This is a genomic window from Pseudomonas sp. S5D5, from assembly GCF_003013355.1.
Lineage (GTDB): Bacteria > Pseudomonadota > Gammaproteobacteria > Pseudomonadales > Pseudomonadaceae > Aquipseudomonas > Aquipseudomonas aylmerensis.
The window spans coordinates 5,428,015-5,448,698 of the sequence record NZ_PTEO01000001.1 but is presented as its reverse complement, the minus strand read 5'-3'; the positions used below and the strand labels follow the sequence as shown (position 1 = coordinate 5,448,698).

The window sequence follows — 20,684 nt, the reverse complement described above, 5'->3', positions numbered from 1 at the left end:
GGGGGAAAACCAAGGCTGCTGCCTTACGCCGAAACGCGAGGGATCGTGTCGTCGGCGCGCAGGGTGAAGATCTCGTAGCCGGTCTCGGTGACCAGCAGGGTGTGTTCCCACTGGGCCGAGAGCTTGCGGTCCTTGGTGATGGCGGTCCAGCCGTCGCCCAGCACCTTGGTGTCGGCCTTACCCTGGTTGATCATCGGCTCGATAGTGAAGGTCATGCCCGCCTTGAGTTCCATGCCGGTGCCGGCACGGCCGTAGTGCAGGATCTGCGGCTCCTCGTGGAACACTGTGCCGATGCCGTGCCCGCAGAATTCGCGCACCACCGAGAAGCCGTTCTTTTCAGCATGCTTCTGGATCACTTCACCGATGTCGCCCAGGCGGCAGCCAGGCTTGACGATTTCGATGGCCTTGTACATGCATTCCTGGGTGACCTGGGACAGGCGCTCGGCCCAGACCGGCACGGTGCCGACGTGGAACATACGGCTGGTGTCGCCGAAGTAGCCATCCTTGATCACGGTGACGTCGATGTTCAGGGTGTCGCCTTCCTTCAATGGCTTGTCACCCGGGATCCCGTGGCAGACCACGTGGTTGACCGAGGTGCAGATCGACTTGGGGAAGCCCTTGTAGTTCAGCGGCGCAGGGATGGCCTTTTGCACGTCGACTATATAGTCGTGGCAGATCTGGTTGAGCGTTTCGGTGGTGACGCCTGGCTTGACGTGCTCGGCAATCATTTCCAGCACGTCGGCAGCCAGTTTGCCAGCGATGCGCATGCCGGCGATGTCTTCGGCGGATTTCAAACTAACGGTCATACAGGCTCTCTCTAGCGCGACGCGCTGAAATCAATACGGTTTACGGGTGTGCGACAAAAGGTTGCAGAACTCGCACAAGCCCCAAAAAACGCGATTCTAACAGACGATGGCGTCAAATCATGACCCTCTGATGATCGCTTCTCTCTATCAGATGGGGCTAAATTCGCTCTATTCAAAGGGTTACGCCAATGCCGCGCACGGCAAATGTGATTGCGGGTTTCGTTTTCGCCCTTCGTGTGGTATAAAATGCGCCGCTTTCCGGGGATACCCCGCAAAGCTTAAATCCACACACGTGTCGACACGATGACCTGGGTGCCGGAGGCCTTGCTGCCGCTGGTTGGTCATTGGGATACGTGGAGGCCAAACCCGACTTATTAAGGAACTATCATGTCCCAAGTCAACATGCGCGATATGCTGAAGGCCGGTGTGCACTTCGGTCACCAGACCCGTTACTGGAACCCGAAAATGGGTAAGTACATTTTCGGCGCGCGTAACAAGATCCACATTATCAACCTTGAAAAAACCCTGCCAATGTTCAACGAAGCTCTGACTTTCGTAGAGCGCCTGGCCCAGGGCAAAAACAAGATTCTGTTCGTCGGCACCAAGCGTTCCGCTGGCAAGATCGTTGCTGAAGAAGCAGCACGTTGCGGTTCGCCGTACGTCGATCACCGCTGGTTGGGCGGCATGCTGACCAACTTCAAAACCATCCGTGCTTCCATCAAGCGTCTGCGTGACCTTGAAGTGCAAGCCGAAGACGGTACTTTCGCCAAGCTGACCAAGAAAGAAGCGCTGATGCGCTCCCGTGACCTGGAAAAGCTCGATCGTTCCCTGGGTGGTATCAAGGACATGGGCGGTCTGCCTGACGCACTGTTCGTTATCGACGTTGATCACGAGCGCATCGCGATCACCGAAGCCAACAAGCTGGGCATCCCGGTTATCGGCGTAGTCGATACCAACAGCAGCCCGGAAGGCGTTGACTACATCATCCCAGGCAACGATGACGCAATCCGCGCTATCCAGCTGTACATGGGTTCGATGGCTGATGCTGTAATCCGTGGTCGCAACCACGTTGCTGGCGGTACCGAGCAGTTCGTTGAAGAAGCTCCGGTAGCAGCCGCTGAGTAATTGACGCCCTGGCGTTGACTCAGTAAGCAAAAAGGGGGCTTGGCCCCCTTTTTGCCACCTCGAAAACCATTTGTGGGCGCCCACTTGTGGCAGCGCAACCTAGCGACTGTAACGTGCAGCGGCCTACAACGGAGATTCGGGAAGAATTGATCGCCCGTTTGATCGGGTGGAATGGTTGAAAACCTATCCAAGAGGATTTTGAAATGGCAGAGATTACTGCAGCGTTGGTTAAAGAACTGCGTGAGCGTACCGGCGAAGGCATGATGGATTGCAAAAAGGCCTTGACCAAGGCCGGCGGCGACATCGAAAAAGCCATCGACGACATGCGTGCTTCGGGCGCCATCAAGGCCGCCAAGAAAGCCGGTAACGTTGCTGCTGAAGGCGCCATCGCCCTGAAGGAAGACGGTAAATCCGCAGTCCTGCTGGAAGTGAACTCGCAGACCGACTTCCTGGCTCTGCAGGATGACTTCAAGGCATTCGTTGCTGCCAGCGTTGAAAAAGCATTCGCTGACAAGCTGACTACCGTTGAGCCTCTGATCGAAGCTCAAGAAGCTGCTCGCCTGGTACTGGTCGGCAAGGTTGGCGAAAACGTCAACATCCGTCGCCTGGCTCGCGTTGAAGGTGATGTTGTCGGTGGTTACCTGCACGGCAACAAAATCGGTGTAGCGGTTGTTCTGAAAGGCGGCGACGTTGAGCTGGCCAAAGACATCGCTATGCACGTTGCTGCCAGCAACCCTGAGTTCCTGCTGCCTTCGGAAGTTTCTGCCGAAGCGATCGAGCGTGAAAAAGCTGTGTTCCTGCAGCTGAACGAAGAAAAAATCAAAGGCAAGCCAGAAAACATTGTTGAGAACATGGTCAAGGGCCGTATCAGCAAGTTCCTGGCTGAAGCAAGCCTGGTTGAGCAGGCGTTCGTCAAGAACCCTGAAATCAAGGTCGGCGAACTGGCCAAGAAAGCCGGTGCTGAAATCGTTTCCTTCACTTACTTCAAAGTAGGCGAAGGCATCGAGAAGCCGGTCGACAACTTCGCTGAAGAAGTTGCTGCCCAGCTGGCTGCCGCCAAGCAATAAGACAGTTTTCAACTGTCGCCCAAAAGAGGCTGCCCGCTCACGCGCGCAGCCTCTTTTCAAATGGGCAGGCCGATTTTATTTGGCTTACCCTCGGAACTGGCTTACAAAGCCGTGTTCCGATGGCGCTGTGACAGCGTCCAGCTAGAGTGAACGCAAGCCGTAAACGGCTCGCCAAGAATTTTTTAAAAAATACGCCGCAGGAGAGATTCGCAATGGCTCAGCAGGGCAGTGGTTATCAGGCTCGCTATAAACGCATTCTACTCAAGCTTAGCGGCGAGGCCCTGATGGGCTCGGAAGAGTTCGGGATCGATCCCAAGGTGCTCGATCGCATGGCGCTGGAAGTCGGCCAACTGGTCGGTATCGGCGTGCAGGTCGGCCTGGTGATTGGCGGCGGCAACCTGTTCCGCGGCGCGGCACTGAGTGCGGCCGGCATGGATCGGGTAACCGGCGACCACATGGGCATGCTGGCCACTGTGATGAACGCCCTGGCGATGCGTGACGCCCTGGAGCGTGCCAATATCTCGGCTATCGTGATGTCGGCTATTTCCATGGTTGGCGTGACCGATCACTATGATCGCCGCAAAGCCATGCGCCACCTGAACTCCAAAGAAGTGGTGATCTTCGCTGCGGGTACAGGCAACCCGTTCTTCACCACGGACTCGGCTGCCTGCCTGCGCGCCATCGAGATCGATGCCGACGTAGTGCTCAAGGCCACCAAGGTGGACGGCGTCTACACCGCAGACCCATTCAAAGACCCGCATGCCGAGAAGTTCGATCATCTGACCTACGATGAAGTGCTGGATCGCAAGCTGGGTGTGATGGACCTGACGGCTATTTGCCTGTGCCGCGACCACAAGATGCCGCTGCGCGTATTTAACATGAACAAGCCCGGCGCCCTGCTGAACATCGTACACGGCGGCGCGGAAGGGACTCTGATCGAGGAAGGCCAACAATGATCAACGAAATCAAGAAAGACGCCCAAGCGCGTATGCAGAAATCCCTGGAGTCTCTGAGCCATGCTTTTGGCCAGATTCGTACCGGCAAGGCTCACCCAAGCATCCTGGGTAGCGTGATGGTGCCTTACTACGGCGCTGACACCCCGCTGAGCGGCGTGGCCAACGTCACTGTGAAAGACTCGCGCACCCTGCAGGTCGTGGCGTTCGAGCGCAACATGCTCGCTGCCGTCGACAAGGCAATCCAGAGCGCTGGGCTGAACCTCAACCCGACCAACCTGGGCGAGTTGCTGCTGATCTCCATGCCTGCCCTGACCGAAGAAACCCGCAAGGGCTTCACCAAGCAGGCGCGTAGCGCCGCGGAAGATGCTCGTGTTGCCGTGCGCAACATCCGTCGTGATGCCCTGGGTGACCTGAAGAAGCTGGTCAAGGACAAGGAAATCAGCGAAGACGAAGAGCGTCGCGCCGTCGCCGATATCGACAAGCTGACCAAGGACGCCGAGGCCCAGATCACCAAGGCCACGGAAGAGAAAGAAAAGGACCTGATGGCCGTATAAGGGGTCAGGACGCCTTCATGGAAAAGACCAAGCAGACTGTACCCTCTGTGGTGCCGCGCCATGTCGCGATCATCATGGATGGGAATAATCGCTGGGCGAAGAAACGCTTTATGCCGGGTGTTGCCGGGCATAAAGCGGGTGTCGATGCGGTACGGGCTGTGATTGAGGTGTGTGCCGAGGCCAAGGTCGAAGTCTTGACCCTGTTTGCCTTCTCCAGCGAGAACTGGCAGCGCCCGGCCGAAGAAGTCAGTGCCTTGATGGACCTGTTCTTCAAGGCTCTGCGTCGCGAGGCCAAGCGCCTCAACGACAACAACATCAGCCTGCGCATCATTGGCGATCGCTCGCGTTTCCACCCGGAACTGCAGGCCGCCATGCGCGAAGCCGAGGCCATTACCGCCGGGGCCAACCGTTTTGTGCTGCAGATCGCAGCCAACTACGGTGGCCAGTGGGATATCGCCCAGGCCGCGCAGCGACTGGCCCGCGAAGTGCAAGCCGGTCATCTGCGTCCGGACGACATCACGCCCGAACTGCTGCAGACCTGCCTGGTGACCGGCGACCTGCCGTTGCCGGACTTGTGCATCCGCACCGGTGGCGAGCACCGCATCAGCAACTTCCTGCTGTGGCAGCTGGCCTATACCGAGCTGTACTTCTCCGACCTGTTCTGGCCGGACTTCAAACACGATGCCATGCGTAATGCGCTGGCCGATTTCGCTTCCCGTCAGCGTCGCTTCGGTAAAACGAGCGAGCAGATCGAAGCTGGAGCCCGGGTTTAATGCTTAAACAACGAATCATCACAGCACTGATCCTGTTGCCGATCGCCTTGTGTGGGTTTTTCCTGCTCGATGGTTCCGGCTTTGCGCTGTTTATTGGCTTGGTCGTAACCCTGGGCGCCTGGGAATGGGCGCGCCTGGCGGGCTTCAGTGCACAGTTGCCACGTGTGGTGTACGCCGCAATCGTGGCGCTGTTGCTGTTTCTCATGTACATCCTGCCGGACGTCGCGCCCTGGGTGCTGGGGGCGGCGGTCTTGTGGTGGGCGCTGGCGACGTTCCTGGTGCTGACCTATCCGCGCACCAGCAGTCATTGGTCCAGTGTGGCCTGCAAGCTGGTCATTGGCCTGTTGATCCTGCTACCGGCCTGGCAAGGGCTGGTACTGATCAAGCATTCGCCGATGGGCAACTGGCTGATCATGGCGGTGATGGTGCTTGTCTGGGGCGCGGATATCGGCGCCTACTTCTCGGGTCGTGCGTTCGGCAAGCGCAAGCTGGCGCCGGCGGTCAGCCCGGGCAAGAGCTGGGAGGGCGTGTACGGCGGCCTGGCATTGACCCTGCTGATCACGCTGGTGGTGGGTGTGGTGCGTGACTGGTCGGTGAAGGAGATCTTCCTGGCGCTGCTGGGCACCGCCATCGTCGTCTTTATCTCGGTGGTCGGTGACCTGACCGAAAGCATGTTCAAGCGCCAGGCCGGGATCAAGGACAGCAGCAACCTGCTGCCGGGTCACGGCGGCGTGCTGGATCGTATCGACAGCCTGACGGCGGCCATCCCGATTTTCGCCGTACTGCTGTGGATGACTGCCTCGTGAGCCGCCTGCAACAGGTAACCGTGCTGGGGGCTACGGGCTCGGTAGGGCTGAGCACCCTGGACGTGATCGCCCGCCACCCGGATCGCTATCAGGTCTTCGCGCTGACCGGGTTCTCCCGTTTGAGCGAATTGCTCGCCCTGTGTGTGCGCCACGCACCGCGTTTCGCCGTCGTGCCTGAGGCCGCGTTGGCGCGCGGGCTGCAGGATGATCTGCGGGCTGCCGGGCTGGCTACCCAGGTGTTGGTGGGCGAGGAGGGGCTGTGCCAGGTGTCGGCGGATGCCGAGGTGGATACCGTTGTCGCCGCCATCGTCGGGGCAGCTGGCTTGCGTCCAACCCTCGCTGCGGTCGATGCTGGCAAGAAGATCCTGTTGGCCAATAAAGAAGCGCTGGTGATGTCCGGTGCGCTCTTTATGCAAGCGGTGCGCAAGAGCGGCGCGGTGTTGCTGCCCCTCGACAGTGAGCACAACGCCATCTTCCAGTGCATGCCGGGTGACTTTGCCCGAGGCCTGAGCCAGGTCGGCGTGCGTCGGATTCTGCTGACGGCCTCTGGTGGTCCTTTCCGTCAAACTCCGTTGGCTGAGCTGGAGCATGTGTCTCCGGACCAGGCCTGCGCTCATCCGAACTGGTCCATGGGGCGCAAGATCTCCGTGGATTCGGCAAGCATGATGAACAAGGGGCTGGAGTTGATCGAGGCCTGCTGGCTGTTCGATGCACGCCCCGAGCAAGTCGAGGTGGTGATCCACCCGCAAAGTGTGATTCATTCCCTGGTCGACTATGTGGATGGTTCGGTGTTGGCGCAGTTGGGTAACCCCGACATGCGCACGCCCATCGCCAACGCCCTGGCCTGGCCGGAGCGGATTGATTCCGGCGTGGCGCCATTGGACCTGTTTGCAATTGCGCGGCTGGATTTCGAGGCGCCGGACGAGCAACGCTTTCCTTGCCTGCGCCTGGCGCGACATGCGGCGCAAGCGGGTAACAGCGCACCGGCGATGCTCAATGCTGCCAATGAAGTGGCCGTGGCGGCGTTTCTCGAACGGCGCATCCGCTTTCCGCAGATCGCGAGTATCATCGAGGACGTCCTGGCGCTTGAGCCTGTCGTGGCAGTGAATGATCTGGGAGCGGTGTTCGAGGCTGATGCCAAGGCTCGTGCCCTGGCTCAACAATGGCTGGACCGCAACGCGCGTTAGTTTGAGGGCGTGTTTGAGCCTTCAGGCACTGGATTGGAATGCGGAGAAATTAGATGAGTGCGCTTTACATGATTGTCGGCACCCTGGTTGCTCTGGGTGTGCTGGTTACCTTCCACGAATTCGGCCACTTCTGGGTGGCACGTCGTTGCGGCGTCAAGGTATTGCGCTTTTCCGTCGGTTTCGGCATGCCGCTGTTGCGCTGGCATGACCGTCGCGGCACCGAGTTTGTGATTGCGGCCATCCCCTTGGGTGGCTACGTCAAGATGCTTGATGAGCGCGAAGGTGAAGTGCCGGCTGATCAACTGGACCAGTCCTTTAACCGCAAGACCGTTCGTCAGCGTATTGCAATTGTTGCCGCGGGACCGATCGCCAACTTCCTGCTGGCGATGGTGTTCTTCTGGGTGCTGGCCATGCTCGGCAGCCAGCAGGTGCGCCCGGTCATCGGCGCGGTCGAGGCCGATAGCATGGCGGCCAAGGCCGGCCTGGTCGCAGGGCAAGAAATTGTATCCATTGATGGCGAGCCCACCACGGGGTGGGGCGCGGTCAATTTGCAATTGGTTCGTCGCCTGGGTGAGAGCGGTACCGTCAATGTGGTGGTGCGCGAGCAGGATTCCACTACCGAAACCCCGCGTACGCTGGCCCTTGACCATTGGCTGAAGGGGGCTGACGAGCCTGATCCGATCAAATCCCTGGGTATCCGTCCGTGGCGCCCGGCGCTGCCGCCGGTGCTCGCCGAGCTGGACCCGAAAGGCCCGGCCCAGGCCGCCGGGTTGAAAACCGGTGATCGCCTGTTGGCCCTTGATGGCCAGTCATTGGGCGACTGGCAGCAAGTGGTCGACCTGGTTCGTGTACGGCCTGATACCAAAATTGTGCTGAAAGTTGAGCGCGACGGTGCTCAAATCGACATCCCTGTCACCCTGGCGGTGCGCGGGGAAGCCAAGGCGGCCGGGGGTTACCTGGGTGCCGGGGTGAAAGGTGTAGAGTGGCCGCCATCGATGGTGCGCGAGGTCAGTTTCGGGCCGTTGGCAGCAATTGGCGAGGGCGCTCGACGCACCTGGACCATGAGTGTGCTGACCCTCGAATCCCTCAAGAAAATGTTGTTCGGCGAGCTCTCGGTAAAAAACTTGAGTGGACCGATAACCATTGCTAAAGTGGCGGGCGCTTCTGCCCAGTCGGGTGTCGCGGATTTCCTGAATTTCCTGGCTTATCTGAGTATTAGCTTGGGTGTTCTGAATTTGCTGCCCATTCCAGTATTGGATGGGGGGCATCTGTTGTTTTATCTGGTCGAGTGGGCGCGTGGTCGTCCCTTGTCGGATCGGGTGCAGGGTTGGGGGATACAGATCGGTATCAGTTTGGTGGTCGGGGTGATGTTGTTAGCCTTGGTCAACGATCTGGGTCGTCTGTAACGCTTCGCTGAATTGCGAATCTGCCGCATTTTGCGGCAGTTTGTTTATTGCCAGTTGGAATAAGAAAGGACTTCATGAAACGTCTGCTGCTAACTGCGGTTCTCACCGTATTGATGATCGCCGAAGTTCACGCCGAGTCCTTCACCATCTCCGATATTCGCGTCAACGGCCTCCAGCGGGTTTCCGCGGGTAGCGTCTTTGGTGCCTTGCCGTTGAACGTTGGGGAACAGGCTGATGACCGTCGCCTGGTGGAATCCACTCGTGCGCTGTTCAAAACCGGTTTCTTTCAAGACATCCAACTGGGTCGCGAAGGCAACGTCCTGGTCATCACTGTCGTCGAGCGACCTTCCGTCGCCAGTATCGAGATCGAAGGCAACAAAGCGATCTCCACTGAAGACCTGATGAAGGGCCTCAAGCAATCCGGCCTGGCCGAGGGCGAGATCTTCCAGCGCGCCACCCTTGAGGGTGTGCGTAACGAGCTGCAACGCCAGTACGTTGCCCAGGGCCGCTACTCCGCGACCGTGGAAACCGAAGTGGTCCCGCAACCTCGTAACCGTGTCGGCCTCAAGGTCAACATCAACGAAGGTACCGTGGCGGCGATTCAGCACATCAACGTGGTGGGCAATACCAAGTTCGCTGATGACGACCTGATCGACCTGTTCGAACTCAAGACCACCAACTGGTTGTCGTTCTTCAAGAACGATGACAAGTACGCACGTGAAAAACTCTCCGGTGACCTGGAGCGTCTGCGCTCCTACTACCTGGACCGTGGCTATATCAACATGGATATCGCTTCGACCCAGGTGTCTATCACCCCGGACAAGAAGCACGTCTACATCACCGTCAACGTCAACGAAGGCGAGAAGTACAAGGTTCGTGACGTCAAGCTCAGCGGCGACCTGAAAGTCCCTGAAGACCAGGTCAAGGCGCTGTTGCTGGTGCAGAAGGACCAGGTGTTCTCGCGCAAGCTGATGACCACCACCTCCGAACTGATCACCCGCCGCCTCGGTAACGAAGGCTATACCTTCGCCAACGTCAACGGCGTGCCGACCCCGCACGATGATGACCACACCGTGGATATCACCTTCGTTGTCGACCCGGGCAAGCGTGCCTATGTGAACCGCATCAATTTCCGTGGCAACACCAAGTCTGCGGACGAAGTGCTGCGTCGTGAAATGCGTCAGATGGAAGGTGGCTGGGCGTCGACTTACCTGATCGACCAGTCCAAGACCCGTCTTGAGCGCCTGGGCTTCTTCAAGGAAGTCAACGTCGAGACCCCGGCCGTACCGGGCGTGGATGACCAGGTTGACGTGAACTACGCCGTGGAAGAACAGGCGTCGGGTTCCATCACCGCCAGCGTTGGTTTCGCGCAGAGCGCCGGCCTGATCCTCGGTGGTTCGATCACCCAGAACAACTTCCTCGGTACCGGTAACAAGGTTTCCATCGGCCTGACCCGTAGCGAATACCAGAGCCGCTATAACTTCGGTTATGTCGACCCCTACTGGACTGCCGACGGTGTGAGCCTGGGCTACAACGCCTTCTACCGCACCACCGACTACAAAGACCTCGACGTTGACGTAGCAAGCTATGCGATCGACAGCCTGGGTGTGGGCGCCAACATTGGCTACCCGATCAGCGAAACGTCGCGCCTGACCTTTGGCCTGACCGCGCAACAGGATGAGATCAAGACCGGTGTGTACACCGTGGACGAGATCTTCGACTTTACCCGTCGCGAAGGTGACAAGTTCCTGAACTTCAAGGCGTCCGCCGGCTGGTCCGAGTCGACCCTGAACAAAGGTGTGCTGGCAACCCGTGGTCACTCCCAGAGCCTGACCCTGGAAACCACGACGCCGGGCAGCGACCTGTCGTTCTTCAAACTCGACTACCGCGGCCAATTGTTCCAGCCGTTGAGCGATAACTACACCATGCGCCTGCACACTGAGCTGGGCTATGGCGATGGTTATGGTTCGACCAATGGCTTGCCGTTCTATGAGAACTACTATGCTGGTGGTTTCAACTCGGTACGTGGCTTCAAGGACAGCACCCTGGGTCCTCGTGGTACGCCAAGCCGTGGTGTGGGTGTAACCGGTAACCAAGGCACTGTGGCGGATTCGGACAACGACCCGCTGCCGTTCGGTGGTAACGTTTTGATTCAGGGTGGTGCGGAGATTCTGTTCCCACTGCCATTCGTGAAGGATCAGCGTTCGCTGCGTACTTCGGTCTTCTGGGACGTGGGTAACGTGTTCGACTCCAAGTGCGAGCAGATCCGTAACCCGAGCGGCGTGAAGTCCGAAACCCAATGCAACGACGTGAGCCTCAGCAACCTGGCAAGCTCCGTGGGTGTGGGTGTGACCTGGGTGACTGCGCTTGGCCCATTGAGCTTTGCTCTGGCCATGCCGATCAAGAAACCGGATAACGCTGAAACCCAGATTTTCCAATTCTCCCTCGGCCAGACGTTCTAAGCGTCTGACCCAAGATAACGACAACGGATTCTGTAGGAGTACATCGTGCGTAAGTTGACTCAATTGGTTCTGCTGGCCACCGTGCTGGTAACCACCCCGGCCTTCGCCGAAATGAAAATCGCCGTCCTGAACTATCAGATGGCTCTGTTGGAATCCGATGCGGCCAAGAAGTACGCCGTGGATGCCGAGAAGAAATTCGGTCCGCAACTGACCAAGCTCAAGACTCTGGAAAGCAGTGCCAAGGGCATCCAGGATCGCCTAGTAGCCGGTGGCGACAAGATGCAGCAGGGCGAGCGCGAGCGCCTGGAGCTTGAATTCAAGCAAAAGGCCCGTGACTACCAGTTCCAGTCCAAGGAGCTGAACGAAGCCAAGGCAGTTGCCGACCGCGAAATGCTCAAGCAGCTGAAGCCGAAACTGGACAGCGCTGTGGAAGAAGTCATCAAGAAAGGTGCCTTTGACCTGGTGTTCGAGCGTGGCGCTGTCATCGACGTCAAGCCTCAATACGACATCACCCGTCAGGTGATCGAGCGCATGAACCAGCTGAAGTAAGCCATGACCGCGACTATCAAGCTCGGCGAGTTGGCCGAGTTCCTGGGAGCCACCTTGCGTGGCTCCAAGGAGAAAGAAATCACTGGGCTAGCCACCTTGCAGGAGGCTGGCCCAGCTCAGTTGAGCTTCCTCGCAAATCCCCAATACCGTAAATACCTCGTCGATAGCCAGGCTGCAGCCGTGTTGCTCAAAGCCGCTGACGCCGAAGGGTTTGCCGGGGATGCGCTGGTGGTGGCCGACCCGTACCTGGCTTATGCACGGGTATCGCACCTGTTCGACCCGAAACCCAAGGCTGGCGCCGGTATTCATCCTTCGGCGGTCATCGCCGATGATGCGCAGGTTGACCCTGCGGCCAGCGTCGGCGCGTTTGCGGTGATCGAGAGCGGTGCACGCATTGCGGCGGGTGTGACTGTCGGTGCACATTGCTTCATCGGCGCACGCTGCGAAATCGGTGCCGATGGCTGGCTGGCACCCCGCGTGACCCTGTACCACGATGTGCGTATCGGCGAGCGTGTGGTCATCCAGTCGGGTGCCGTGATCGGCGGTGAAGGTTTTGGCTTTGCCAATTCCAAAGGTGTCTGGAACAAGATTGCCCAGGTCGGCGGCGTATTGATCGGCGACGACGTGGAAATCGGTGTCAACACCGCTGTTGATCGCGGGGCCCTGGCCGATACCGTGATCGGTAACGGCGTGAAGCTCGATAACCAGATCCAGATCGCCCACAACGTCCAGATTGGCGATCACACCGCCATGGCGGCGTGTGTAGGCATCTCCGGCAGCACCAAAATCGGCAAGCATTGCATGCTCGCCGGTGGCGTAGGGTTGGTGGGGCATATTGAAGTTTGCGACAACGTATTCATCACCGGCATGACCATGGTGACCCACTCGATTACCGAGCCGGGTGCCTATTCTTCCGGTACCGCCATGCAGCCTGCAGCTGAATGGCGCAAGAGTGCAGCACGGTTGAGGCAGCTCGACGACATGGCTCGACGCCTCAAACAGCTGGAAAAGCGTGTTGGAGACGTGACCCCTGGCGGTAATGCTTCATCAGAAGGCTGATACCATTTCCATATCAAGTGTGCACAGCCGCTAGACTGCCTCCTTGATTTGCTAGCGGGGCGTGCTTTTAGTTCGCCCGCCCCCAATCTTTATTACAGGCTTCCCCCCGAAATGATGGACATCAACGAGATTCGCGAATACCTGCCTCACCGTTACCCGTTCCTGCTGGTGGACCGCGTAGTGGACCTCAATGTTGAGGAAAAGCGCATTCGTGCCTACAAGAATGTCAGCATCAACGAACCGTTCTTCAATGGTCACTTTCCTGCGCATCCCATCATGCCGGGCGTGTTGATCATCGAAGCGATGGCCCAGGCTGCCGGTATCCTTGGTTTCAAAATGCTCGACCTCAAGCCTGCCGATGGCACGCTTTACTATTTCGTGGGCTCCGACAAGTTGCGTTTCCGCAACCCGGTTACCCCGGGTGACCAGTTGATCCTGGAAGCCAAGTTCATCAGCTGCAAGCGCCAGATCTGGAAGTTCGAATGCCAGGCTTCGGTGGATGGCAAGCCGGTGTGCTCCGCTGAGATCATCTGTGCGGAACGCAAACTATGAGTTTGATTGACCCTCGCGCAATCATCGATCCGTCGGCCGTGCTGGCCGCCGACGTTGAGGTCGGCCCCTGGTCGATCATCGGCGCAGGTGTGGAAATCGGCGAGGGGACTGTCATCGGGCCGCACGTGATCCTCAAGGGTCCGACCCGCATTGGCAAACACAACCGCATCTACCAGTTCTCCTCGGTAGGCGAAGACACCCCGGACATGAAGTACAAGGGTGAAGAGACACGCCTGGTAATCGGTGATCACAACATCATCCGTGAAGGCGTGACCATTCACCGTGGCACTGTGCAGGATCGTGCCGAGACCACGCTGGGTGATCACAACCTGGTCATGGCCTATGCCCATATCGGCCATGACAGCGTGATCGGCAACCACTGCATCCTGGTCAACAACACCGCCTTGGCTGGCCATGTGCACGTTGACGACTGGGCCATCCTGTCCGGCTTTACCCTGGTGCATCAGTACTGCCATATCGGCGCCCACAGCTTTTCCGGCATGGGTACCGCAATCGGCAAGGATGTACCGGCGTTTGTCACGGTATTCGGCAACCCGGCCGAAGCCCGCAGCATGAACTTCGAAGGCATGCGCCGTCGGGGTTTCAGCGAAGAGGCGATCCACGCCCTGCGCCGTGCCTACAAGGTGGTTTATCGTCAGGGGCTGACGGTGGACCAGGCGTTGATCCAACTGGCCGAGTCGGCAGCGTTGTTCCCGGAAGTCGCGGTGTTTCGCGACTCGATCCAGGCGTCGACTCGCGGCATCACCCGCTGATCATGGCCACTCTGCGTATCGCGCTGGTGGCCGGAGAAGCCTCCGGCGACATTTTGGGCGCAGGTCTGATGCGGGCGCTCAAGGCCCAGCATCCAGCGGTGGAGTTCATCGGCGTCGGCGGCCCGCTGATGCAGGCTGAAGGGCTCACGTCCTACTTCCCCATGGAGCGTCTGTCGGTCATGGGGCTGGTTGAGGTGCTGGGTCGCCTGCGCGAGCTGTTGGCCCGCCGCAAGCTGCTGATCCAGACGCTGATCGAAGAAAAGCCTGACGTCTTCATCGGCATCGACGCACCGGATTTCACCCTCAACATCGAACTCAAGTTGCGCCAGGCCGGGATCAAGACCGTGCACTACGTCAGCCCATCCGTTTGGGCGTGGCGGCAGAAGCGTGTGCTGAAAATCCGTGAAGGCTGTGACCTGATGTTGACCCTGCTGCCGTTCGAGGCCAGGTTCTACGAAGAGAAGGGGGTGCCGGTGAGGTTTGTCGGGCATACCCTGGCGGACACCATTCCCTTGCAGGCTGACCGCGCGGCTGCGCGTGCCGAGCTGGGCCTGCCCGACGGCCCGCTGGTGGCGCTGATGCCGGGCAGCCGTGGCGGCGAAGTCGGCCGTTTGGCCTCGGTGTTTTTTGATGCCGCCGAGCGCCTGCAGGCCTTGAAGCCGGGCGTGCGTTTCGTGCTGCCGTGCGCCAGCCCGCAGCGTCGCGCGCAGATCGAAACCTTGCTGGAAGGTCGTAACCTGCCATTGACCTTGCTCGACGGTCAGTCGCACCTGGCTCTCGCGGCCTGCGACGCGGTGTTGATCGCCTCGGGCACCGCGACACTGGAAGCCTTGCTGTACAAGCGCCCGATGGTTGTGGCCTACCGCCTTGCGCCGCTGACGTTCTGGATTCTCAAGCGCATGGTCAAGAGCCCTTACATCTCCTTGCCCAACCTGCTGGCCCAGCGCCTGCTGGTGCCGGAGTTGTTGCAGGACGATGCAACGCCCGAGGCCCTCGCGCAAACTCTACTACCCTTGATCGACGGCGGCGAAGAACAGACCCGTGGTTTCGACGACATCCACCGCACCCTGCGCCGGGATGCCTCGAACCAGGCGGCTGACGCCGTGTTGAGCTTGATCGGCCACAAACAGGAAGCTTTATGAGCACGCAAATGGGCCTGGATTTCAGCCTGGTTGCCGAAGCCCACGCACTCGTGGCCGGCGTTGACGAAGTAGGACGCGGCCCGCTGTGCGGCGCGGTGGTGACGGCGGCGGTGATCCTCGACCCGAACCGCCCGATCCTGGGCCTCAACGACTCGAAGAAACTCACCGAAGCACGCCGTGAAAAGCTCTACGACGAGATCTGTGAAAAAGCCCTGAGCTGGCATATCGCCCGGGCCGAAGTCGAAGAAATCGACGAACTGAATATCCTCCACGCCACCATGCTGGCCATGCAGCGGGCGGTGGAAGGCCTGCACATCACGCCGAAAATGGCGATGATCGACGGCAACCGTTGCCCCAAGCTGGCCATGCCGTCCGAGGCGGTGGTCAAGGGCGATAGCAAGGTGCCGGCCATTGCCGCCGCTTCGATCCTGGCCAAAGTCAGTCGCGACCGTGAAATGGCTGCGTTTGAATTGATCTATCCCGGCTACGGCATCGGTGGGCACAAGGGCTATCCGACGCCCGTTCATCTGGAAGCCCTGGCACGCCTGGGTCCTACCCCGATCCACCGCCGCTCGTTCGCCCCGGTGCGCCAGGCCTACGAGCTGCGCGAGAGCCTCAGCGAGGTTTAGTCGCGAGGCTGATGTTTTTGCCAAGGCCCGGTACAATCCGGGCCTTGTTGTTTTCATGTATCAAGACAGGATCACTATGCCGGCTTCATTCGTTCATCTACGCCTGCACACTGAATACTCCCTGGTCGACGGCCTGGTACGGATCAAACCGCTGGTCAAAACCCTGGTGGGCATGAATATGCCTGCGGTCGCGGTGACCGATCAGAACAACATGTGTTCCCTGGTCAAGTTCTACAAGAACGCCATGGGCGCCGGGATCAAGCCGATCTGCGGCGCCGACCTGTGGCTGTCCAACAAGGACCCCGATAACCCCCTGAGCCGCATCAGCCTGTTGGCGATGAACGGCGTCGGTTATCGCAACCTCACCGAATTGATTTCCCGTGGTTTTATCGATGGCCAGCGCAACGGCTCGATCATCATCGAACGCGAGTGGGTCGCCGAGGCCAGCGAAGGCCTGATCATGCTGTCGGCCGCCAAAGAAGGCGAGATCGGCATCGCACTGTTGGGCGGCAACCCGCACGAAGCCGAGGTGTTGGCGAGTGAGTGGATGCAGGTCTTTCCGGGGCGCTTCTATCTGGAAGTGCAGCGCACCAACCGCCCCAACGATGAAGAGCATCTGCACGCCGCCGTGGCCCTCGCCGACAAGCTGGGCGCGCCGCTGGTGGCGACCAACGATGTGCGCTTCATCAAGAAAGAAGATTTCGAGGCCCACGAAACCCGCGTGTGCATCGGCGAAGGCCGGGCCCTGGATGACCCGCGCCGCTCCAAGAACTACAGCGAAGAGCAGTACCTCAAAAGCGCGGATGAAATGGCCGAGCTGTTCAGTGACCTGCCCGAGGCCCTGGAAAACTCCGTCGAAATCGCCAAGCGCTGCAATATCGAAGTGAAGCTGGGCAAGCACTTCCTGCCCAACTTCCCGATTCCCGATGGCATGACCATCGATGAATACTTTCGCAAGGTGTCGTTTGACGGCCTGGAGGAGCGCCTCAGCGTCCTGCTGCCTAAGGACACCACCGAAGACTATGAGGCCAAGCGGCAGGTCTACGTCGATCGGCTGAATTTCGAGCTGGATATCATCATCCAGATGGGGTTCCCCGGTTACTTCCTGATCGTGATGGACTTCATCCAGTGGGCCAAGAACAACGGCGTACCGGTCGGTCCGGGCCGGGGGTCAGGTGCTGGCTCGCTGGTGGCCTATGTGCAGAAGATCACCGACCTCGACCCGCTGGAATATGACCTGCTGTTCGAGCGCTTCCTCAACCCGGAACGGGTCTCCATGCCCGACTTCGACGTCGACTTCTGCATGGACGGTCGCGACCGCGTGATCGAATACGTGGCCGAGAAGTACGGCCGCAACGCCGTGAGCCAGATCATTACCTTCGGTTCGATGGCGGCCAAGGCGGTAATCCGCGACGTGGCGCGGGTGCAGGGCAAGTCCTACGGCCTGGCAGACCGCCTGTCGAAAATGATTCCGTTCGAAGTCGGCATGACCCTGGAGAAGGCTTACGAGCAGGAAGAAATCCTGCGCGACTTCATCAAGGTCGATGAAGAAGCCGCCGAAATCTGGGACATGGCGCGCAAGCTTGAAGGTGTCGTGCGTAACGTCGGTAAACACGCCGGTGGTGTGGTTATCGCGCCGACCAAGCTGACCGACTTTTCGCCGATCTATTGCGACGAAGAAGGCGATGGCCTGGTGACCCAGTTCGACAAGGATGACGTCGAGGCTGCCGGCCTGGTGAAGTTCGACTTCCTCGGCCTGCGGACCCTGACGATCATCGACTGGGCGCTCAAGACCATCAACCGCGACCGCGCCAAGGTCGGTGAAGAACCGCTGGATATTGCCTTTATCCCGCTGGACGACAAACCGACGTACACGCTGTTGCAAAAAGCTGAAACCACAGCGGTGTTCCAGCTTGAATCGCGCGGCATGAAAGAGCTGATCAAAAAGCTCAAGCCCGACTGCCTGGAAGACTTGATCGCACTGGTGGCCCTGTTCCGTCCGGGCCCGTTGCAATCGGGCATGGTGGATGACTTCATCAACCGTAAGCACGGGCGTGCCGAGCTGGCGTACCCGCACTCCGACTACCAGTACGAAGGCCTCAAGCCCGTATTGGCACCAACCTACGGCATCATCCTGTATCAAGAACAGGTGATGCAGATTGCCCAGGTCATGGCCGGTTACACCCTCGGTGGCGCGGACATGCTGCGTCGAGCCATGGGTAAGAAAAAACCCGAGGAAATGGCCAAGCAGCGCGGCGGTTTCATTGAAGGTTGCGCCACCAACAATATCGACGCTGACCTCGCCGGTAACATCTTCGACCTGGTGGAAAAATTCGCCGGTTACGGTTTCAACAAATCCCACTCCGCCGCGTACGGCCTGGTCTCGTACCAGACCGCCTGGCTGAAAGCCCACTACCCGGCGCCGTTCATGGCTGCGGTACTCTCGGCGGATATGCACAACACCGACAAGGTCGTGACCTTGATCGAGGAAGTGCGCACCATGAAGCTGCGCCTCGACGCGCCGGACGTGAATGCCTCGGAATTCAAGTTCACGGTGAACGACGAAGGCCGCATCATCTATGGTCTCGGCGCGATCAAGGGCGTCGGCGAAGGTCCGGTGGAAGCCATCACCGAAGCCCGCCAGGACGGCCCGTTCAAGGACCTGTTCGACTTCTGCGCACGGGTGGACCTCAAACGCATCAACAAGCGCACCCTCGACGGCTTGATCCGCAGCGGTGCGCTGGACCGCCTCGGCCCGTACTTCCATGACGAGCCGAAGGCCTACCAGGCGAACATCGACCGCAACCGCGCCGTGCTGCTCACCGCCATGGAAGAAGCGATCAAGGCCGCCGAACAGACTGCTCGCACCCACGACAGCGGTCACGCCGACCTGTTTGGCGGGCTGTTCGTCGAGGAAGATGCGGATGTCTACGGCAACCATCGCAAGGCCAAGGAGCTGACCCTCAAGGAGCGCCTCAAGGGTGAGAAAGACACCTTGGGCCTGTACCTCACCGGTCACCCGATTGACGAGTACGAGGGCGAGATTCGCCGTTTCGCCCGCCAACGCATCATCGACCTGAAGCCGGCGCGGGACACCCAGACCGTCGCCGGCATGATCATCGCCCTGCGCGTGATGAAAAACAAAAAGGGCGACAAGATGGGCTTTATCACCCTTGACGACCGCTCGGGCCGGATCGAGGCGTCGCTGTTTGCCGACGCCTTCCATTCCGCGCAGTCGCTGCTGCAGACCGATGCCATGGTGGTCGTGGAAGGGGAGGTCAGCAACGACGACTTCTCCGGCGGCCTGCGCCTGCGGATCAAGCGGGTGATGAGCATGGAGGATGCGCGTACCAATCTGGCCGAAAGCCTGCGCCTGAAGGTGAAAACCGAGGCACTCAAGGGCGATCAGCTACGCTGGTTGGGCGACCTGCTCAAGCGCCACCGTGGTGCGTGCCCGGTGACCATGGAGTACACCGGCAATGACGCCAAGGCGATGCTGCAGTTTGGTGAGACCTGGCGAATTGATCCCGCTGATGGCTTGATTCAAGCATTGCGTGACCAGTTCGGGCGAGACAACGTCTTCCTCCAATACCGTTGACGGTCAGATATGTCTGATCACGACTAAACATTTAATCTCGACCTAAACGCGCCTCTCCCTTAAGGTAGGGCGCGAATAGACAACCGGCTGGCCAGGCACTCCCTGGCCGTCGACCCAAGACGGACGCTTATGAACCCGAATTTTCTTGATTTCGAACAGCCGATCGCTGACCTGCAAGCCAAGATTGAAGAACTGCGCCTGGTCGGCAATGACAATTCGCTGAACATCGGCGATGAGATCGCTCGCCTGCAAGACAAGAGCAGCACGCTCACCGAAGACATCTTCGGCAAGTTGACCAGCTGGCAGATCGCGCGCCTGGCTCGCCACCCGCGCCGTCCATACACCCTGGACTACATCCAGCACATCTTCACCGAGTTCGACGAGCTGCACGGCGACCGCCACTTCTCCGACGACGCGGCCATCGTTGGCGGTATTGCCCGCCTGGACGACCAGCCGGTGATGGTGATCGGTCACCAGAAAGGCCGTGAAGTGCGCGAGAAAGTCCGTCGCAACTTCGGCATGCCGCGTCCGGAAGGCTACCGCAAGGCGTGCCGCCTGATGGAAATGGCCGAACGTTTCAAGATGCCGATCCTGACCTTCATCGACACTCCGGGTGCATACCCAGGTATCGACGCTGAAGAGCGCAACCAGAGCGAAGCGATCGCCTGGAACCTGCGAGTGATGTCCCGTCTGAAAACCCCGATCATCGCCACCGTGATCGGTGAAGGTGGTTCCGGCGGTGCACTGGCCATTGGCGTCTGCGATCAGCTGAACATGCTGCAATACTCGACCTACGCGGTGATCTCGCCGGAAGGTTGCGCCTCGATCCTGTGGAAAACCGCCGAAAAGGCGCCGGACGCTGCTGAAGCCATGGGCATCACCGCCGATCGCCTCAAAGGCCTGGGTATCGTGGACAAAGTCATCGCCGAGCCTTTGGGCGGTGCCCACCGTGACCCGGCCGCGGCTGCCGCGACCATCCGTGCCGAACTGGGCTCGCAACTGGCGATGCTCAAGAAGCTGGATAACGAAGCGCTGCTGGCCCGTCGCTACGAGCGCTTGATGAGCTACGGCCTCTAAGCACGACACGGTACTCAATGTGGGGGCTGGCTTGTGTGGGAGCTGGCTTGCCTGCGATAGCATCAACTCGGTGTCACTGATGACCCGAGTTGCCTGCATCGCGGGCAAGCCCGGTTCCCACGCAAGCCCGCTCCCACATTTGCTTTGTGTATGCTTGGCGGAC

General features: G+C 59.5%; 18 protein-coding genes. 17 read left to right on the top strand and 1 reads right to left on the bottom strand.

The window, feature by feature from the left end; genetic code table 11:
* Positions 1-23 precede the first annotated feature (23 nt).
* On the bottom strand, positions 24-806 hold the full coding sequence (map, locus tag C9990_RS24880) for a type I methionyl aminopeptidase (protein WP_065903086.1): 783 nt from the start codon (positions 804-806) through the stop codon (positions 24-26).
* A 387-nt stretch (positions 807-1,193) separates the two neighbouring features.
* Between map and rpsB the strand changes: the two genes are divergently transcribed.
* From rpsB to C9990_RS24795, 17 genes are all read left to right on the top strand, one after another.
* A complete protein-coding gene (gene rpsB, locus C9990_RS24875) occupies positions 1,194-1,931 on the top strand; it encodes a 30S ribosomal protein S2 (RefSeq protein WP_003189158.1) in 738 nt (245 codons plus the stop codon).
* Positions 1,932-2,134: 203 nt separating this feature from the next.
* Positions 2,135-2,998 carry a translation elongation factor Ts gene (gene tsf, locus C9990_RS24870; RefSeq protein ID WP_025855127.1) on the top strand — a complete coding sequence of 288 codons (864 nt, stop codon included), beginning with the start codon at positions 2,135-2,137 and terminating at the stop codon, positions 2,996-2,998.
* A 212-nt stretch (positions 2,999-3,210) separates the two neighbouring features.
* On the top strand, positions 3,211-3,954 hold the full coding sequence (gene pyrH / locus C9990_RS24865) for a UMP kinase (RefSeq protein WP_003189161.1): 744 nt from the start codon (positions 3,211-3,213) through the stop codon (positions 3,952-3,954).
* Positions 3,951-4,508 carry a ribosome recycling factor gene (frr, locus tag C9990_RS24860; protein WP_016974404.1) on the top strand — a complete coding sequence of 186 codons (558 nt, stop codon included), beginning with the start codon at positions 3,951-3,953 and terminating at the stop codon, positions 4,506-4,508. The genes pyrH and frr overlap by 4 nt, the downstream gene beginning before the upstream one ends.
* A 17-nt stretch (positions 4,509-4,525) precedes the next feature.
* Positions 4,526-5,281, top strand: coding sequence for a polyprenyl diphosphate synthase (uppS, locus tag C9990_RS24855; protein ID WP_016974405.1), 756 nt, complete (start codon positions 4,526-4,528; stop codon positions 5,279-5,281).
* The gene (locus C9990_RS24850; RefSeq protein ID WP_065903083.1) at positions 5,281-6,087 is read left to right on the top strand and encodes a phosphatidate cytidylyltransferase; all 807 of its coding nucleotides are present in this window, start codon (positions 5,281-5,283) and stop codon (positions 6,085-6,087) included. Before uppS ends, C9990_RS24850 begins: the two co-directional genes overlap by 1 nt.
* Positions 6,084-7,274, top strand: a complete 1,191-nt coding sequence (gene ispC / locus C9990_RS24845) for a 1-deoxy-D-xylulose-5-phosphate reductoisomerase (RefSeq protein WP_106804958.1) — start codon at positions 6,084-6,086, stop codon at positions 7,272-7,274. The genes C9990_RS24850 and ispC overlap by 4 nt, the downstream gene beginning before the upstream one ends.
* A gap of 53 nt (positions 7,275-7,327) precedes the next feature.
* Entirely contained in the window at positions 7,328-8,680 is a 1,353-nt protein-coding gene (gene rseP / locus C9990_RS24840) for a sigma E protease regulator RseP (RefSeq protein ID WP_106804957.1), read from the top strand.
* Between the two features lie 74 nt (positions 8,681-8,754).
* Complete coding sequence (gene bamA / locus C9990_RS24835; RefSeq protein ID WP_065903080.1) at positions 8,755-11,142, top strand: outer membrane protein assembly factor BamA; 2,388 nt, start codon at positions 8,755-8,757, stop codon at positions 11,140-11,142.
* Positions 11,143-11,187: 45 nt separating this feature from the next.
* Positions 11,188-11,691 (top strand): OmpH family outer membrane protein, encoded by a 504-nt coding sequence (locus C9990_RS24830; RefSeq protein ID WP_003172279.1) that lies wholly within the window; start codon positions 11,188-11,190, stop codon positions 11,689-11,691.
* A 3-nt stretch (positions 11,692-11,694) separates the two neighbouring features.
* The gene (gene lpxD, locus C9990_RS24825) at positions 11,695-12,750 is read left to right on the top strand and encodes a UDP-3-O-(3-hydroxymyristoyl)glucosamine N-acyltransferase (RefSeq protein WP_106804956.1); all 1,056 of its coding nucleotides are present in this window, start codon (positions 11,695-11,697) and stop codon (positions 12,748-12,750) included.
* Positions 12,751-12,861: 111 nt separating this feature from the next.
* On the top strand, positions 12,862-13,302 hold the full coding sequence (gene fabZ, locus C9990_RS24820) for a 3-hydroxyacyl-ACP dehydratase FabZ (RefSeq protein WP_003172281.1): 441 nt from the start codon (positions 12,862-12,864) through the stop codon (positions 13,300-13,302).
* Positions 13,299-14,075 carry an acyl-ACP--UDP-N-acetylglucosamine O-acyltransferase gene (gene lpxA, locus C9990_RS24815; protein WP_065903075.1) on the top strand — a complete coding sequence of 259 codons (777 nt, stop codon included), beginning with the start codon at positions 13,299-13,301 and terminating at the stop codon, positions 14,073-14,075. Before fabZ ends, lpxA begins: the two co-directional genes overlap by 4 nt.
* 2 nt (positions 14,076-14,077) lie before the next feature.
* Positions 14,078-15,217 (top strand): lipid-A-disaccharide synthase, encoded by a 1,140-nt coding sequence (lpxB, locus tag C9990_RS24810; RefSeq protein WP_065903073.1) that lies wholly within the window; start codon positions 14,078-14,080, stop codon positions 15,215-15,217.
* Entirely contained in the window at positions 15,214-15,846 is a 633-nt protein-coding gene (rnhB, locus tag C9990_RS24805; RefSeq protein WP_065903072.1) for a ribonuclease HII, read from the top strand. The genes lpxB and rnhB overlap by 4 nt, the downstream gene beginning before the upstream one ends.
* A gap of 76 nt (positions 15,847-15,922) precedes the next feature.
* Complete coding sequence (dnaE, locus tag C9990_RS24800; RefSeq protein WP_065903070.1) at positions 15,923-19,444, top strand: DNA polymerase III subunit alpha; 3,522 nt, start codon at positions 15,923-15,925, stop codon at positions 19,442-19,444.
* Between the two features lie 129 nt (positions 19,445-19,573).
* Entirely contained in the window at positions 19,574-20,521 is a 948-nt protein-coding gene (locus tag C9990_RS24795) for an acetyl-CoA carboxylase carboxyltransferase subunit alpha (RefSeq protein WP_003172288.1), read from the top strand.
* The last annotated feature ends 163 nt before the right edge of the window (positions 20,522-20,684 follow it).

Bases quoted from the DNA above. Each gene is read 5' to 3' on its own strand.
- lpxB (WP_065903073.1), top strand. From the start codon at position 14,078: ATGGCCACTCTGCGTATCGCGCTGGTGGCCGGAGAAGCCTCCGGCGAC.
- map (WP_065903086.1), bottom strand. From the start codon at position 806: ATGACCGTTAGTTTGAAATCCGCCGAAGACATCGCCGGCATGCGCATC.
- uppS (WP_016974405.1), top strand. From the start codon at position 4,526: ATGGAAAAGACCAAGCAGACTGTACCCTCTGTGGTGCCGCGCCATGTC.
- bamA (WP_065903080.1), top strand. From the start codon at position 8,755: ATGAAACGTCTGCTGCTAACTGCGGTTCTCACCGTATTGATGATCGCC.
- C9990_RS24850 (WP_065903083.1), top strand. From the start codon at position 5,281: ATGCTTAAACAACGAATCATCACAGCACTGATCCTGTTGCCGATCGCC.
- rseP (WP_106804957.1), top strand. From the start codon at position 7,328: ATGAGTGCGCTTTACATGATTGTCGGCACCCTGGTTGCTCTGGGTGTG.
- lpxD (WP_106804956.1), top strand. From the start codon at position 11,695: ATGACCGCGACTATCAAGCTCGGCGAGTTGGCCGAGTTCCTGGGAGCC.
- rpsB (WP_003189158.1), top strand. From the start codon at position 1,194: ATGTCCCAAGTCAACATGCGCGATATGCTGAAGGCCGGTGTGCACTTC.
- C9990_RS24795 (WP_003172288.1), top strand. From the start codon at position 19,574: ATGAACCCGAATTTTCTTGATTTCGAACAGCCGATCGCTGACCTGCAA.
- tsf (WP_025855127.1), top strand. From the start codon at position 2,135: ATGGCAGAGATTACTGCAGCGTTGGTTAAAGAACTGCGTGAGCGTACC.
- fabZ (WP_003172281.1), top strand. From the start codon at position 12,862: ATGATGGACATCAACGAGATTCGCGAATACCTGCCTCACCGTTACCCG.
- lpxA (WP_065903075.1), top strand. From the start codon at position 13,299: ATGAGTTTGATTGACCCTCGCGCAATCATCGATCCGTCGGCCGTGCTG.
- pyrH (WP_003189161.1), top strand. From the start codon at position 3,211: ATGGCTCAGCAGGGCAGTGGTTATCAGGCTCGCTATAAACGCATTCTA.
- dnaE (WP_065903070.1), top strand. From the start codon at position 15,923: ATGCCGGCTTCATTCGTTCATCTACGCCTGCACACTGAATACTCCCTG.
- rnhB (WP_065903072.1), top strand. From the start codon at position 15,214: ATGAGCACGCAAATGGGCCTGGATTTCAGCCTGGTTGCCGAAGCCCAC.
- frr (WP_016974404.1), top strand. From the start codon at position 3,951: ATGATCAACGAAATCAAGAAAGACGCCCAAGCGCGTATGCAGAAATCC.